General features: G+C 61.2%; 14 protein-coding genes. 6 read left to right on the top strand and 8 right to left on the bottom strand.

The features are described 5' to 3' along the window. The 5 genes from Q0K23_RS11630 to Q0K23_RS11650 form a co-directional block, all read right to left on the bottom strand. Positions 1-1,076: 1,3-beta-galactosyl-N-acetylhexosamine phosphorylase N-terminal domain-containing protein (locus Q0K23_RS11630; protein ID WP_294522388.1), on the bottom strand; the 1,076-nt coding region annotated here is incomplete at its 3' end. 13 nt (positions 1,077-1,089) lie between these two features. Then, positions 1,090-1,305, bottom strand: a complete 216-nt coding sequence (locus tag Q0K23_RS11635) for a DUF6903 family protein (RefSeq protein WP_294522391.1) — start codon at positions 1,303-1,305, stop codon at positions 1,090-1,092. A 9-nt stretch (positions 1,306-1,314) separates the two neighbouring features. After that, positions 1,315-2,196, bottom strand: a complete 882-nt coding sequence (locus tag Q0K23_RS11640; protein ID WP_294522394.1) for a carbohydrate ABC transporter permease — start codon at positions 2,194-2,196, stop codon at positions 1,315-1,317. 17 nt (positions 2,197-2,213) lie between these two features. Continuing rightward, on the bottom strand, positions 2,214-3,098 hold the full coding sequence (locus Q0K23_RS11645; protein WP_294522396.1) for a carbohydrate ABC transporter permease: 885 nt from the start codon (positions 3,096-3,098) through the stop codon (positions 2,214-2,216). A gap of 140 nt (positions 3,099-3,238) precedes the next feature. Continuing rightward, complete coding sequence (locus tag Q0K23_RS11650; protein WP_294522399.1) at positions 3,239-4,609, bottom strand: carbohydrate ABC transporter substrate-binding protein; 1,371 nt, start codon at positions 4,607-4,609, stop codon at positions 3,239-3,241. Positions 4,610-4,987: 378 nt separating this feature from the next. Here Q0K23_RS11650 and Q0K23_RS11655 point away from each other — a divergent pair, with 378 nt between their 5' ends. From Q0K23_RS11655 to Q0K23_RS11675, 5 genes are all read left to right on the top strand, one after another. Next, positions 4,988-5,854 carry a helix-turn-helix domain-containing protein gene (locus tag Q0K23_RS11655; RefSeq protein ID WP_294522402.1) on the top strand — a complete coding sequence of 289 codons (867 nt, stop codon included), beginning with the start codon at positions 4,988-4,990 and terminating at the stop codon, positions 5,852-5,854. Positions 5,855-5,880: 26 nt separating this feature from the next. Further along, the gene (locus Q0K23_RS11660; RefSeq protein WP_294522405.1) at positions 5,881-6,789 is read left to right on the top strand and encodes an AraC family transcriptional regulator; all 909 of its coding nucleotides are present in this window, start codon (positions 5,881-5,883) and stop codon (positions 6,787-6,789) included. 211 nt (positions 6,790-7,000) lie between these two features. Continuing rightward, on the top strand, positions 7,001-8,020 hold the full coding sequence (gene galE / locus Q0K23_RS11665; protein ID WP_294522408.1) for a UDP-glucose 4-epimerase GalE: 1,020 nt from the start codon (positions 7,001-7,003) through the stop codon (positions 8,018-8,020). Positions 8,021-8,086: 66 nt separating this feature from the next. Continuing rightward, positions 8,087-9,013: a sugar phosphate nucleotidyltransferase gene (locus tag Q0K23_RS11670; protein WP_294522411.1), complete on the top strand. Its 927-nt coding sequence runs from the start codon at positions 8,087-8,089 to the stop codon at positions 9,011-9,013. A 6-nt stretch (positions 9,014-9,019) separates the two neighbouring features. After that, positions 9,020-10,132: a phosphotransferase enzyme family protein gene (locus tag Q0K23_RS11675; protein WP_294522414.1), complete on the top strand. Its 1,113-nt coding sequence runs from the start codon at positions 9,020-9,022 to the stop codon at positions 10,130-10,132. An 83-nt stretch (positions 10,133-10,215) separates the two neighbouring features. On the opposite strand, the gene Q0K23_RS11680 is transcribed toward Q0K23_RS11675, so the two are convergent. Both Q0K23_RS11680 and Q0K23_RS11685 read right to left on the bottom strand, forming a co-directional pair. Beyond that, positions 10,216-10,848 carry a corrinoid protein gene (locus Q0K23_RS11680; RefSeq protein ID WP_294522417.1) on the bottom strand — a complete coding sequence of 211 codons (633 nt, stop codon included), beginning with the start codon at positions 10,846-10,848 and terminating at the stop codon, positions 10,216-10,218. After that, a complete protein-coding gene (locus tag Q0K23_RS11685; RefSeq protein WP_294522419.1) occupies positions 10,845-12,173 on the bottom strand; it encodes a helix-turn-helix domain-containing protein in 1,329 nt (442 codons plus the stop codon). Before Q0K23_RS11685 ends, Q0K23_RS11680 begins: the two co-directional genes overlap by 4 nt. Positions 12,174-12,730: 557 nt before the next feature. Here Q0K23_RS11685 and spoIVB point away from each other — a divergent pair. Next, entirely contained in the window at positions 12,731-13,849 is a 1,119-nt protein-coding gene (gene spoIVB / locus Q0K23_RS11690) for a SpoIVB peptidase (RefSeq protein ID WP_294522423.1), read from the top strand. 84 nt (positions 13,850-13,933) lie between these two features. On the opposite strand, the gene Q0K23_RS11695 is transcribed toward spoIVB, so the two are convergent. Next, a complete protein-coding gene (locus Q0K23_RS11695; protein ID WP_294522424.1) occupies positions 13,934-14,857 on the bottom strand; it encodes a tetratricopeptide repeat protein in 924 nt (307 codons plus the stop codon). Between the last annotated feature and the right edge of the window lie 83 nt (positions 14,858-14,940).

Below are 14,940 nucleotides of genomic sequence, written 5' to 3' on the forward strand. Positions count from 1 at the left end.
GTGTACTTCACGCCGGGGATGTCGCTGATGAGGCGCAGGGTGGAGCCGTTGCCCACGCTGCCCACCACCGCGTCCAGGCCGATGGTCTTGAACTCGTCCATGAAGGGCTCGGTGCCGATCCAGTGGTCGCCCAGGAACATCATGGCTTCCTTGCCCAGCTCGTGGGTGATGTCCACCATCTCCTTGGCCAGCTTGGCCACCTCGCGGCGCTGGAAGGCCTGGAAGTCCCTGAACTCCTTGCTGGGCACCCGGTACTGGTTGTTGTAGTAGCCCTGGTCGATGATGTACTCGGGGCGGAACTTGTAGCCCACTTCCTTCTCGAACTGCTCCAGGATGTAGGGGGACACGGAGGCGGAGTAGCCGTACCAGTCCACGTACCGCTCCCGTTTGAGCTCGTCAAACATGAGGGTGAACTGGTGGAAGAAGGTGGTGTAGCGAATCACGTTCACGTAGGGGTGCTCCGCGATGAACTTGCGCAGGCGCTCCATGGTGAACTTGTGGGTCTTGGGCTGGCGCACGTCAAAGGTGATCTGGTGTTCGAAGTTCTGCCAGTTGTTGGTCACCGCGTTGTACATGTGGACGGGGTCCCAGATCAGGTAGGCCAGGAAGCTCACGGTGTAGTCGTGATACTTCTCCACGTTCTTGATGACCACGCAGCCGGTATTTTCGTCATAGTCCCAGTTGGCGGTGTCCACGACCTCGCCGCTGGTCCGGTCGATGACCTCCCACCAGCGCTTGATGTCGTCCCGGGTGTTGACTTTCATCAGCTCGTCGCTGATGCCCTTCATCAGGGGGATGGACAGGGTATCCTCAGTGGCGGGGTAGAATCCGCTCATGATGTAGCACTGCTGCACCTCGTCGGGATTGGCCTTGGCCCACGCGTTATCCTTCCGGGTGGTGTAGTACGTGGAGTACACCTTAGCGTCCACGTTCTTCAGCTCTTCCGGATAGTCCGTACCGTCGCAGTCACGGATGGCATCAGCGCCCCAACGCTTCAGTATCTCCAGGGTCTCGGGCACCACGTCCACGTCCGTGGGGATGGTGACCCGCCCGTGCTTCCGATCAAATTCGCTCATGTTTTTCCTCCGCTTATTTGGGTTTCTTGGTCTTGTCCTTTGCTTCCTCGAAGGGCTTGTTGTACAGCAGCAGGGCGGTCAGCAGCAGCACCAGGCCCACCAGCATGATGCCCAGGCCGGCCAGCTCTCCGGTCATCTTCCAGCCGGCAACCACCAGGATCAGGCCTACTACTGTAAAAATCGCGATCAGGCTCACCCGCAGGGGCATGTGCTCTTTCCAGAATTTCATATGCTCACCTTAACCTTTCAGTCCGCCCACGGTCATGCCCTGGATCAGCTTCTTCTGAACGCAGATGTACAGGATCAGGGTGGGCAGCATGACCATCACCAGGCCGGCGTACATGATACCGTACTGGGCCGCAGACTGCTGGGCCTGCATCAGGTTCAGCAGGCCGACGGGCAGGGTCTTGGCGCCGTTGGCGGAGCTCATCAGGGTCATGGAGATGATGTACTCGTTCCAGAAGGACAGGAAGTTGAAGAGGACGATGGTCACGATAGAGGGCTGGGCCATGGGGAAGATGATCTGGATCATGGTCTTGCCGTAGCCGGCGCCGTCGATGTAGGCCGCCTCCTCATAGTCATGGGCCAGGGTGGCAAAGTAGCCCGACAGGAGGTAGATGGTGAAGGGCAGGGCGGTGGCTGCGTACACAATGGCCAGCACCACGATGTTGTTGAGCAGGAAGCCGCTGCCGAACACGTTCTTCAGGAAGGTGTCGCCGTCACGCAGCATCAGGAAGATGGGCACCACGATGTAGTTGACGTTGATGAACAGACCGGCCATAAAGGCGGTGTTCAGGAACTTGCGGCCCCGGAAGTGGAACCGGGACAGGCAGTAGGCCGCAGGCAGGGCCACCACCAGCAGGATGACCAGGGCCAGGGCAGTGACGATGACGGAGTTGAGCATGTAGTCGCCCATCTTGGCCGTGTTCCACGCGTCCACGAAGTTCTGCCAGTGGAAGCCCAGAGGCAGGGACCAGGGGTTGCCGTAAAACTCGCTGTTTTCCTTGATGGAGGCCATGAACACCCACGCCACAGGCACCAGGATGCACACGGCCAGGGCAATCAGGACCACATAGATAAATACTTTATAGAGCTTTTCGCCAGCACGATTTTCTTTCATCAAAGTCCCCTCCTCTCTTAGAATTCCAGCGGCTTACGCTTGGTGGCACGGTTCACCAGGGCCGACAGGGCGAAGGAGAACAGGAAGACCACCACGCCGATGGCCATGGAGTAGCCGTACAGGCCGGCGTCTTTCTGTCCGTACATGTAGCTCAGGGCCACCTCGCTGGCGCCGTTGGGGCCGCCGGAGGTCATGGCCTTGACGAACAGGAAGGCCATGTTGATGGTGGAGATGATGAAGAAGGTGAGGGTGGTGCGGATGTTGGTCCAGATCAGGGGGATGGTGATCTGGAAGAACTGCTTCACCCGGCCGGCGCCGTCCAGGCTGGCGGACTCATACAGGCTCTGGGGCACGCTGGCCATGGAGGCCATGTACATGACCATGTAGTAGCCGATGGCCTGCCACACCATGGCGATGATGATACTCACCATGACCAGGGGCTCATCCTTCCAGAGCACCGTCACAGTCTGGCCGGTGATCATGGACAGCAGGCTGTTGAACATGCCGTTCTCGGGCTTGTAGATGGCGGAGAAGATACCGGAGATAACGACCACGGAGAGAATGTTGGGGATGTAGAAGATCACCCGGAACAGGTTCTTGCCCTTGACGTTCTCCCGGGTGAGGATCCCGGCGAACACCAGCGCGAAGGCGAAGGTCACCATGGTGACCACCACGATGAGCAGGATGGTGTTCTGCATGGAACGGATGAACAGGGAGTCGTTGATGAGGGCCTGGAAGTTGGCAAAGCCCACGAAGGTCTCCGTGGGGGAATAGGCGCCTCTCTCAAAGAGGGACATGCGGAAGACGTTGATGGTAGGGATGATCATGAAGATCACAAAGAGAATGACTGCAGGGGCCACGCACAGCGCAACAAATCGGCTGCGTCCCTTATTCTTTTTCACACGCTCAGCTCCTTTCTGCGCCGGCTCCGGCCGGAATCGCAGCAACACACACTGGAGAGCAAAGGGGACGATGAGCAGCCTGCTACTCATCGTCCCCCCGCTCTCCTGAATACTGGTTATTCAGTTGTTTTCAAAGATGATTACTGGAGGTTGGCGCGCATCTGGTCGCTGGCGGCCTTGATGCTGTCGATCCACTCCTGCTCGCTCATGGAACCGGACACCAGGGAGTTCACGGGATCGAAGAAGACCTCGCGGACGGTGCCCAGACCGGCCACGGACTTGTAGGAGGCGAAGGAACCCAGAGCGGCCTTGGCGCCGTCGTCGTAGATGCCGTAGAAGATCTGGTTGTCGCCGGTCAGCTGGTCCACGATGCCGGTGACAGGCTGAGCAGCGCCGGCATCGGCGAACAGGTCAGCGGCGGTGTCGCTGTACATGAAGGCGATGAACTGCTTGGCGGCGTCGATGTGCTCAGCGCCGGCGGGGATCCACATCTGCTCGAAGAAGGTGTAGCTGTAGCGGTCGCCGCCCTCGGTCAGAGCGGGCAGAGCGGTCATTCCCCACTCGAAGCCGTCAGCGCGGGGAGCCTCAGCCATCTCGCCCACGATCCAGGTGCCGTTGGGCATGAACAGGGCCTTGTTGTCCAGGACCAGCTGCTGGTTCTGGGTGAAGTCCTGATCGTTGGCCTGGGCGGGGGTGATGGGGTTGGTGTAGGTGGCCAGCTTGGCAACGGTGTCGAACGCGGTCTTGGCAGCGTCGGTATCCCAGATGCCCTCAGCGTAGTGGGTGGCGTCGAAGAAGAAGTCCTCGCCGCCGGCCTCGTACATCAGAGCATAGAAGAAGGCGTCAAAGTAACCGGTGGTGGGGTAAGTAAACAGGGAGATGCCCTCAGCAGCGGCCTTGTCGCCCAGCTCCCACATCTCGTCCCAGGTGGTGGGAACCTCCCAGCCCTTCTCCTCGAACAGACCCTTGTTGTAGAACAGGCCGCAGGGGGAGTAGAACATGGGGGCCAGGTAGGTCTTGCCGTCGGCGTAGGGGTTGGTGATGGAGCTGTCGTTGACGAAGCCGGGGATGATCTTGTCGCCCACGGTCACGTCCTCGCCGGGCACGGTCATGGAGAGCACGTCGGTGATCTCGGCGATGTTGTGGTCCTTGATGAACTGCTCGGTCAGGCCAGCCTCACGGCCGGTGGCCAGGTGGATCACGTCGGGGTACTCGCCGCCCTGCATGGCGGGGCCGATGACGTCCTCCAGCTTCTTGTCCACGGTCAGCTCGACCTTGATGCCGGTCTGATCAGTGAAGGCGTCGGCGACCTTCTGCCACACGTCGGTGCCGTAGCTGGTCTCGATGGCGGCCACCTTGATGGTCTCGCCGGTGGTCTCACCGCCGGACTGGCTGCCGCTGGGAGCGGGAGTGTTGCTGGTGCCGCCGGGAGTGCTGTTGGAGCAGCCGGCAAGGAGCGAGGCGGAAAGCGCGAGGGTCAGGCCGAGAGCTGTGAGCTTCTTCAGTTTCATTTCCTTATAACCTCCTAATAAAGTTTCCCTTTTGAGCGTTTGCGAGGTGTTTGTTCACCTCTCGATAGCTCTAGTATACAGTTTCCAGTCAGGATATCAACGTTATTCTTGTCTTCAATTTTATGTATATTGCTTTTTAATGTATTTTTGATAGTAAGATCAAAAATAGGACGCTATTTTTGTGCATAAACACAATATTTACTGTATGTGGTGAACCGGTTCCACAATATCATTCAAAAATTTTAAACATTTTAAAGGGGTGTATAAAAAAATTATTTTTTCACATTGCACAATACGGAGCCGTGCTTTATAATAGAATACAACTTATAGTACTTCTAGCGCAATATTTATAAATTTACATTAAAGTGCCAAAGTGAGATGATTTTCTTGAGCAACAGCCGATATGATCTGGGTCAGGGCGGCGTGGCTCCGCTGGATCGCTCCTCTACCCGTCTTTTATATGTAAGCACTGCCAAGTATGGCGGCGACTGGCACAGCCTGCTCCACACCCATACCTGTACGGAGATCTTTTATGTGGTGGGCGGCATGGGGAAATTCCGTATCGAGGAGCTCACCCTCTCGGTGGCTGTGGATGATATGATCATCGTCAACCCCAATGTGGAGCACACCGAGGTCAGCTTCAACGCCAGCCCGCTGGAGTACATCGTCATGGGTGTGGAGGGGCTGGAGTTTGCCGCCGGTGAGAACGGAGACGACCGCTACCGCCTCGTCAACTGCGGCGGCGGCCGGGAGGACACCCTCTACTATCTCCGTGCCATGCTCTCGGAGATCGAGAACAAGGCCAGCGGCTACGATCTGGTGTGCCAGGACCTGCTGGAGGTGCTGGTGGTGCGGCTGATGCGTCGGACGGACTTCTCCCTCACCCCCGCCACGCCCGGCACCCGCACCAGCAAGGAATGCGTTACTGTACGGCGGTATATTGACAGTCATTTTAAGGAGAGCCTGTCCCTGGACGTGCTGGCCGAGGTGGCCCACGTCAACAAATATTATCTGGTCCATACCTTTTCAAAGGAGTTCGGTATCTCCCCCATCAACTATCTGATCTCCCGGAGAATCGCCGAGAGCAAGCAGCTTCTCAGCGACACCGACCACTCCCTGAGCCAGATCTCCCACATGCTGGGCTTCTCCTCGCCCAGCTATTTCTCCCAGAGCTTCCGCAAGCTGGAGGGAGTAAGTCCCATGGAGTACCGCAGGCAGTCCAAACTGCAGCGCACTTCATCATAGCCTAATCCACCGGGAGGTAATGCTTCATGCCATTTCACCCTGTCACGCTCAACCGGCCCATCCAGGTGGACCGGGTGGTGACCGTACACTACTTTGAATACTCCAGCGACTACTACTTTGAGGGGGAATGCCATGATTTCTGGGAGTTCCTCTATGTAGACAAGGGGGAGCTGGACGTGCTGGCGGGAGACCGGAAGCTGCGTCTGGTCCGGGGCCAGTTCATCTTCCACGCCCCCGGCGAATTCCATGCTCTCCGGGCCACCGGCACCTCGGCGCCCAACCTGGTGGTGGTCAGCTTCTACTGCGACGGCCCGGACATGGCCCGTTTTGTGGGCCGGGTGGACACCGCCGGCGACCCTGAGCGGGCGCTGATGGCCCGTATCGTGGAGGAGGGCTCCGCCGCCTTCTCCACGCCCCTGGACGATCCTACCACCACCGCCATGGAGCGCAGCCCGGACGCCCCCTTCGGCGCCGAGCAGCTGCTGGGAGCCGCCATTGAGGGCCTGCTCATCTCCCTGCTCCGGCGGGACGGAGCCGCCCCGCCGCCCCCCGCCAGCCTGATCCGCACCCGGGGCCGGGAGGAGCTCTTCGGCAAGGTCACCGACTACCTGCGCGCCAACCTGGGCCGCAGCCTCACCCTGGAGGAGGTGTGCCGGGACAATCTGGTGGGCCGCAGCCGGCTGCAGCAGATCTTCCGGGAGCACACCGGCGGAGGCGCCATGGAGTTCTTCGGCAAGCTGAAGATCGAGCGGGCCAAGGAGATGATCCGGGAGGGCAGCCGCAACTTCACCGAGATCGCTGCCGCCCTGGGCTACCAGTCCATCTACTACTTCTCCCGCCACTTCAAAAAGGTCACCGGCATGACCCCCAGCGAGTACGCCTCCAGCGTGAAGATCCTGGCAGGCAAGACCCGTCCCGGCGGCGGCGGACGGTGACGGGAGGGTGATTGTGGACGATTCTGCAAATATCGTGTACCTCGCCGGAACATGCAACCCTTTTGTATAAATATTGTGGGGAACTGTCTATTCCATTTTCCCCTCCCTGCGATTACAATGGGGACAGTGAAAGAAGTATTGAGCGCTTGGAACAGCAACCCTGTACGTTTTAGCGGTCAGACATTATTATAAAGGAAAAGGAGCGATTTTTATGTCTATTCTGGTCAGCGGCGGCGCCGGTTACATCGGCAGTCACACCTGTGTTGAGCTCATCCAGGCCGGCTACGACATCGTGGTGGCCGACAATCTGTGCAACTCCAGCGAGGAGTCCATCCGCCGGGTGGAGAAAATCGTGGGCAAGAAGATCCCCTTCGTCAAGGCCGAGCTGTGCAACCCCGACGAGGTGGAGGCCCTGTTCAACCAGTACCCCGACATTGACTCCGTCATCCACTTCGCCGGCCTGAAGGCCGTAGGCGAGAGCGTCCAGAAGCCCCTGGAGTACTACACCAACAACCTGGTCAACTCCCTGGTGCTCCTCAACGCCATGCGCCGCCACGGCGTGAAGAACTTTGTGTTCTCCTCCTCCGCCACTGTGTACGGCGACCCCGCCTCCGTGCCCATCCGGGAGGACTTCCCCACCGGCGGTACCACCAACCCCTACGGCACCACCAAGCTCTTCCTGGAGCGCATCCTCACCGACGTGTGCGCCGCCGACCCCACCCTGAACGTGGCCCTGCTGCGGTACTTCAACCCCATCGGCGCCCACGAGTCCGGCCTCATCGGCGAGGACCCTAACGGCATCCCCAACAACCTGGTTCCCTACATCGCCCAGGTGGCCGTGGGCAAGCTGGAGAAGCTCCACGTCTTCGGCAACGACTACCCCACGCCCGACGGCACCGGCGTGCGCGACTACATCCATGTGGTGGACCTGGCCAAGGGCCATGTGGCCGCGCTGAAGAAGCTGGCCACCAACTGCGGCCTGTTCGTGTGCAACCTGGGCACCGGCAAGGGCTACTCCGTACTGGACATCCTCCACGCCTATGAGAAGGCCTGCGGCAAGACCCTGCCCTACGTGGTGGACCCCCGCCGTCCCGGCGACATCGCCGAGTGCTACGCCGACCCCTCCAAGGCCCTCAACGAGATGGGCTGGAAGGCCCAGTACGGCATCGAGGAGATGTGCGCCTCCAGCTGGAAGTGGCAGTCCATGAACCCCAACGGCTACAAGGGCTGAGGCCCTCACCTCCCCGCGGGGGAGAAATCAGTGTGGAAACAAGGTTATTGAGGAGGCGTTTTGATTATGAAGAAACCTGTTCTCGTGGTCATGGCCGCCGGCATGGGCAGCCGGTACGGCGGTCTCAAGCAGCTGGACCCTGTGGGCGCTCACGGCCAGCTTATCATCGACTACTCCATCTATGACGCCAAGCGGGCCGGCTTTGAGACCGTGGTCTTTGTCATCAAGCCGGAGATCGAGGCCGATTTCAAGGCCGGCATCGGCGACCGGCTGAGCAAGGTGATGGACGTGAAGTACGCCTATCAGCTCAAGGAGGATCTGCCCGAGGGCTACTCCGTCCCCGAGGGCCGGGTGAAGCCCTGGGGCACCGCCCAGGCCGCCCTGGCCGCCCGGCACGTGGTGGACGGCCCCTTCGCCGTCATCAACGCCGACGACTACTACGGCCCCGAGGGCTTCCGCGAGATCTACAACTACCTGGTGGACCACCCCGACAAGGACGGCGTGTACCAGTACGCCATGGTGGGCTACCTGCTGGAGAACACCGTCACCGAGAACGGCCACGTGGCCCGGGGCGTGTGCGTGGAGAACGAGAACCACGAGCTGGTGAGCGTCACTGAGCGCACCCGCATCGAGAAGGGCGAGACCTGCCCCCGGTACACCGAGGACGAGGGCAAGACCTGGACCGATCTGCCCGGCGACACCATCGTGTCCATGAACCTGTGGGGCTTCACCCGCAGCTACCTGGATGAGGCCTGGAAGCGCTTCCCCGCCTTCCTGGACGACGCCCTCAAGAACAACCCCATCAAGGGCGAGTACTTCCTGCCCAGCGTGGTGAGCCAGCTCATCGCCGAGGGCAAGGCCCGGGTGGAGGTGCTCCGCAGCCACGACAAGTGGTACGGCGTGACCTATAAGGAGGACAAGCCCGTGGTGGTGGCCGCCATCCGGTCCATGACCGAGTCCGGCCTGTACCCCGAGAAACTTTGGGAGGTATAAGAGACCATGGCCAATACCGCTGAACTGCATCTTCAGGAAGCCCTGGCCGCCTATGACTTCGGCGCGCCCCTGGTGGGCGCCGTCCGCTTCGGCAAGGGCCACATCAACGACACCTTCTGCGTCCACGTCCAGCCCGCCGAGGGCGACTGCGTGCGTTTTATCCTCCAGCGGGTGTCCAACGCCGCCTTCTCCCGCCCCGACCAGCTGATGGCCAACATCGTGGGCGTCACCGACTACCTGCGCAAGGTCATCGCCGACGAGGGCGGCGACCCGGACCGTGAGACCCTCACCGTGCTGCGCACCCGGGACGGCAAGAGCTATTACACCGACAGCGAGGGCCGCGCCTGGCGTGTGTTCCCCTTCATCGAGGACACCGTGTGCCTCCAGGCCGCCGAGACCCCCGAGCTCTTCGAGGCCTCCGCCATGGCCTTCGGCCGCTTCCAGCACCAGCTGAAGGACTACCCCGCCGACACCCTGTACGAGACCATCTCCCGCTTCCACGACACCGAGAACCGGCTGGCCAACTTCAAGAAGGCCCTGGAGGCCGACGTGATGGGCCGCGCCAAGGACGTGCAGCCTGAGATCGACTTTGTCATGGCCCACGAGGCCGACTGCTCCGTGGCCATGTCCGCCCTGCGGGAGGGCAAGCTGCCCCTGCGGGTCACCCACAACGACACCAAGCTCAACAACGTGCTCATCGACCGCAAGACCGGCAAGGGCATCTGCGTCATCGACCTGGACACCGTTATGCCCGGCCTGGCCATCAACGACTTCGGCGACTCCATCCGCTTCGGCGCCAACCACTCCGCCGAGGATGAGCAGGACCTGTCCAAGGTCAACTTCGACCTGGGCCTCTTCGAGTCCTACACCCGGGGCTTCCTGGCCGGCTGCGCCGGCAGCCTGACCCCCGCCGAGCTGGAGTACCTGCCCTGGGGCGCCAAGCTGATGACCCTGGAGTGCGGCATCCGCTTCCTCACCGACTACCTGGAGGGCGACCACTACTTTGCCACCCATCGGGAGAGCCAGAACCTGGACCGCTGCCGGACCCAGTTCAAGCTGGTGTCCGACATGGAGAAGGCCTGGGACGACATGGCCGCTGTGGTGAAGAAGTACGCCTGAACAACGTCTCTTAACTCAAAGCAAGATATATAAAAAATCGCCTCCGGGAATTAAAATTCCCGGAGGCGATTTTATCTGTCTTGTCACCCCAGCATTCCGGCGGCCGCCTCTGCGGCGCTGACCGCGTCGGCGGTATAGCAGTCGGCGCCGATGGACTGGCAGAACTGTCCGGTCACCGGGGCGCCGCCCACCATGATCTTCACCCTGCCCCGGATGCCCGCCTCACGGGCCAGCCGGACCACCTCTCCCATGACGGGCATGGTGGTGGTCAGCAGGGCGGAGCAGGCGATGATGCCGCAGTCCTGCTCTACAGCGGCCCGGACAAAGGTCTCCGCCTCCACGTCCACCCCCAGGTCCACCACCTGGAGGCCCTTGCTCTCCATCATCATGCGCACCAGATTCTTGCCGATGTCGTGGAGATCTCCCTTCACGGTCCCGATGCACACCCGGCCCGGCATCTGCGGCCCGCGCCCAGAGAACTCCGGGCGGAGCAGCTCCATCCCGGCATTCATGGCCCGGGCGGCAATGAGCACCTCGGGCACGAAAATCTCGTTGCGCTGAAAGCGCGCCCCGACCGCGTCCATCCCCGCCATCAGGCCGCCCTCCAGAAGTTCTCCGGCAGAACGGCCCTCCTCCAGGCCCCGGGCCACCAGCTCCCGCACCAGTTTGGCCTTCCCCCGCTGCATTGCCCCGGAAATCTCGCTGAGCACACTCATGCCCGTTCTCTCCTTCTCCCCTCTCCGGGCCGCTCCTTTTCGGCCTCCAGACGGCCCCGGCGCTCCCGGAACCGGCCCGGTGTCACACCGGTATACTTTCTGAACACCTTGGTAAAATAGCTCTGATCGTCAAATCCGCACCTGTCGCAGATCTCCGCAATGGATGCGTCCGTATTGAGCAGCATGGCCCGGCTCCTGGAAATCCGCAGGGCGCTGAGGTAGCTGTTGAAGCTCTCCCCCATCTCCTCCTTGAACACCCTGCTGAAGTAGGACGGCGACAGCCCCACATGGCCCGCCGTGTCCTCCAGGGTCAGCTTGCCCCGGCAGTTCCGCTTGAGGTATTCAATGGCCTTATAGATGATATCCCTGTGCTTGACGTCCACCAGGCAGAACACCGAGCTCACGAACCGCTCGGTCACCCGGGTCAGCCACAGCACCAGGTCCTCCGCCGTGCGCAGGCGGTCGATCTCGCTGAGGTACCGGCAGTTCATGTCCAGGATCGTATCCTGGTCGCTGCCGCCGTCCACCGCCGCCCGGGAGAGCACCGCCATCAGCTCCAGCGCTCTGGCCCGCATGAGGCGGAAGTCCCCGCCGGTAGAGAAGAGGATGTGCCCCAGCAGCTCGTTGAGCAGCCGCCGGGCAGTGGCCTGGTCCCCCTCGGTGATGGCCTGGACCAGCTCCCGCTCCTTGTCCAGCGGATACCGCCCCGACGCCCCTTTCTGCTTGAGCTGCTGGATGTAGACGCCGATGTCCTGCTGCTGGGCGGCCGCCTCCCGGTGGGCCAGGAGAGCGGTGCTGTTGTCCCCCACGCACACCGCTGCGGCAAAGAGCAGGGCCGACATGTGGGACAGCCGGGCGGGCTCCATGGCGGGAGCGCACTCCAGCGCCCCGCACAGTTCCGCCATCTCCTCCGGGGAAAGCCCCTGCCACACCCCAGGATCACCAGCCAGATAGTCCTCTATGTCCATAATCAGGGCGGGGCCGCCCACCAGCGCCCCTGCCGCCTGCCCCCCTACCATGATGGGGGAGGCGAAATAGGCCAGGCCGGAGGGGCAGAAGTAGATATACCGCCCGCCAAATCGCTCCGCCTGGGCCGCGCCGTACAGGTGGAGCTTGTCGCAGGAGGCGGGCACGCCCCGCCGCGCTGCCTGGGCGCGGCAGGCCTCGCAGCCCTCACAGCCCACCCGGGCCTTGAACAGCACGCCGCCCTCCCCGTCCAGAACGGCGCAGCTGACGCCGCAGGCGGCGGAAAAGGACTCCGCCGTCTCCTTGGCCGTCTTCCAATCAAAGGCGCAGTCAACGCCCTGGCCTGCCTGTTGTTCCATGGCCGGTTCCTCCGTGTGCTCTCTGCCGTCAGGTCTGTCTCCGGCGGAACGCGTCTCTCCGGGCCCTTCCGTCCCGTTTTTTGTCCTTTCCCGCCGGTTTCTGTCTGCATTATAGCCCCCGCCAAGGTCTTTTTGCCATAAATATTCCCGCTTTAATTGGTACTTTTAGCGGCGCTTTTTCCGGTGCTGCCCGGTCCCAGGCCGGGCTCCGTCTCCGCCCCGTCCCTGCAATTCTCTCTGATTCCTGCCGGTTTTTTTATTTTTTTCTGTTTTTCAGCTTCTATCAATGAAATATCCTCTCTTTTTCACTTCTCCCCGGCGCGGACCGATATTCCGCCGCCCGGCTGGATCAGGCCGTACATTTTGGAATTTTCACAGATGCTGGGGCATACGCTTTCCAAAGTGCCCGCGCTGCGGGCATTGGCAGTTCCCGGCATCCAGCGCTGTGTGACTTTGGCAGCGGAAGCGGGCTGTTTTTGCGCAAAATGGGGTCATATTAAAAGAGGCGGCGCTGTGACGTCCGCCGGTTTTTTATTTTGAATCAGAGAGGTGGTTTTATGAAGGAGGAAGAACGGGGGCAGCGCGGGACGGCTGCGCTGCGGCTTCTGGCCGTCTGCCTGGCGGCGGCCGGACTGCTCTCCCTTGCCCCGGCGCCTGCGGCGGCGGCCGGGCCGGGAGAGACGGCCCTGGAGGCCTGGAGCTTTGGCGGCGGAGCGCAGCAGCCGTCCGCTGAAACGGTGCGCACAGTGATCCCGCTGGGCCGCGCGGTGGGCATCAAGCTCTTTTCCGACGGAGTCCTGGTGGTGGGGCTCTCGGAGATCGCCACCCAGCAGGGGGCCCAGGCCCCTGCCAAGGACTGCGGATTGCAGGAGGGCGACATCATCACCCACATCAACAGCGAGGAAGTGGACACCATCGAGGAGGTGCGTGAGATCCTCCAGGAGGTGGGAGACAGGCAGATGAGCATCCGCTGTCTCCGGGGAGAAAAGCAGCTCCAGATGACCGTCCAGGCCGTCCAGTGCAGCACCGACGGCACCTACAAGCTGGGCGCCTGGATCCGTGACTCCATGGCGGGCATCGGCACCATGACCTTCTACGACCCGGCCTCCGGCGTCTTCGGTGCCCTGGGCCACGGCATCAGCGACGTGGACACCGCAATGCTGATGCCTCTGTCCTCCGGGTCCATCATGTACGCCGAAGTGACCGATGTAAAAAAAAGCGAATCGGGCAATCCCGGCGAACTCCACGGGGCTTTTCAGGTCTCCCAGGACATGGGCGAACTCTATGCCAACACCCAGCAGGGAATTTTCGGCCGTCTGACCGACGATGGACTGGCCGAAGGCATCCAGCCGGTGGAACTGGCCACCCGGGACCAGGTCCAGATGGGTGAGGCCACCATCCTCTCCAACATCGCCGGGGACCAGGTGGAGGCGTACACGGTGGAGATCACCCGCATCTATCCCGAGAACGACGATGACCCGAGGAACATGATGATCAAGGTCACGGACCCCCGGCTGCTGGAGGCCACAGGCGGCATCGTCCAGGGCATGAGCGGCAGCCCCATCCTCCAGAACGGCAGACTGGTGGGCGCGGTGACCCATGTGCTGGTCAACGACCCCACCCAGGGCTACGGCATCCTGGCGGAGAATATGCTGGAGGCGGCAAATCAGCAGTAACTCCAAATCAGAACTGATGCTATAAAAGTAGAAGAGCCTGCTGCGGAACCAAAGTTTCGCGGCAGGCTCTTTCATGGTAAAAAATCAATCCGTGGCATTATGGGACATGGCTCTGTGCAGCCGGTCCATTTCTCGGTGAATGTGCTCCACTTCCCGGCCTTCTGTTACGCCCCATTCATGCTTCAGAATCTCCAGCTCCTCCTCCAGGCTCTCCACCGCTTCGGCGTATTTCCCCTGTATCTCATAGATATGGGCGGCGGTCATCTGGGCGTCCGTATACTTGGGGGACGGCTGCAGTTCCTGGGCACGCTTATAGTACCGGATCGCCTCGTCATAGCGGCAGGCGTACGCCATGGCATCCGCCATGTTAGCAAAGGCCAGCCAGTCGCCGCTATAATCTTCCAGCATCTGACGCCAGATGTCTTCCGCCTTTTGATGCTCGCCCCGCTGCCAGGCGATCTTGCCCTGATAGTAGGGCACCCGGCAGCTGTGATCCAACCCTCTCACGGTCTCCCAGACTTCCGAGGCCTCCTCCAGGCGCTGATCTGCGATCAGCTCGTCCAGCAGCCACAGATATCCCCCCAGATATCCGGGATTTTTCCGCACAAACTGCTGATAGTATGCGATGCGCCTGCTGTGGTTCGCCATGTCCCAATCCGGGATGGTCCCCTCCTGGGCCCGCTGGAGATTGTTGTGATTTTCCTTCACCTCCGGCGCCAGCTCCAGCGCCTCCTTTGCGTAGAATTCCGCTGTTTTTCTCAGCTCGTCGGCCTTGTGATTGAACAGGCCGGCCAGGAGCCGCAGCGCGTCGCTCTTGTGCTCCTTCCCGCTGAGTTTTCCCTTCAAAAACCCCTCGGCCTGGCGGAATTCTTCGGTGCTCAGCACCTCCTGCATGGCAAGCATATTCTCGATCCGCTCAAACTGTGTCTGCTCCGACAGGTCGAAGAGATCGTCAATGGTGCAGCCGAAGTAGACCGCGATCTCCGGGAGCAGCTGGATGTCCGGCATGGAGGCTCCCGTTTCCCTTAGTTAAAGATATTGTTGGGTATCTCAAGATGTGTCATTCGATTTTGCCGATAAAGCGGTAGAAG

The organism is uncultured Pseudoflavonifractor sp. (assembly GCF_944387275.1).
Taxonomy (GTDB): Bacteria; Bacillota; Clostridia; order Oscillospirales; family Oscillospiraceae; genus Pseudoflavonifractor; species Pseudoflavonifractor intestinihominis.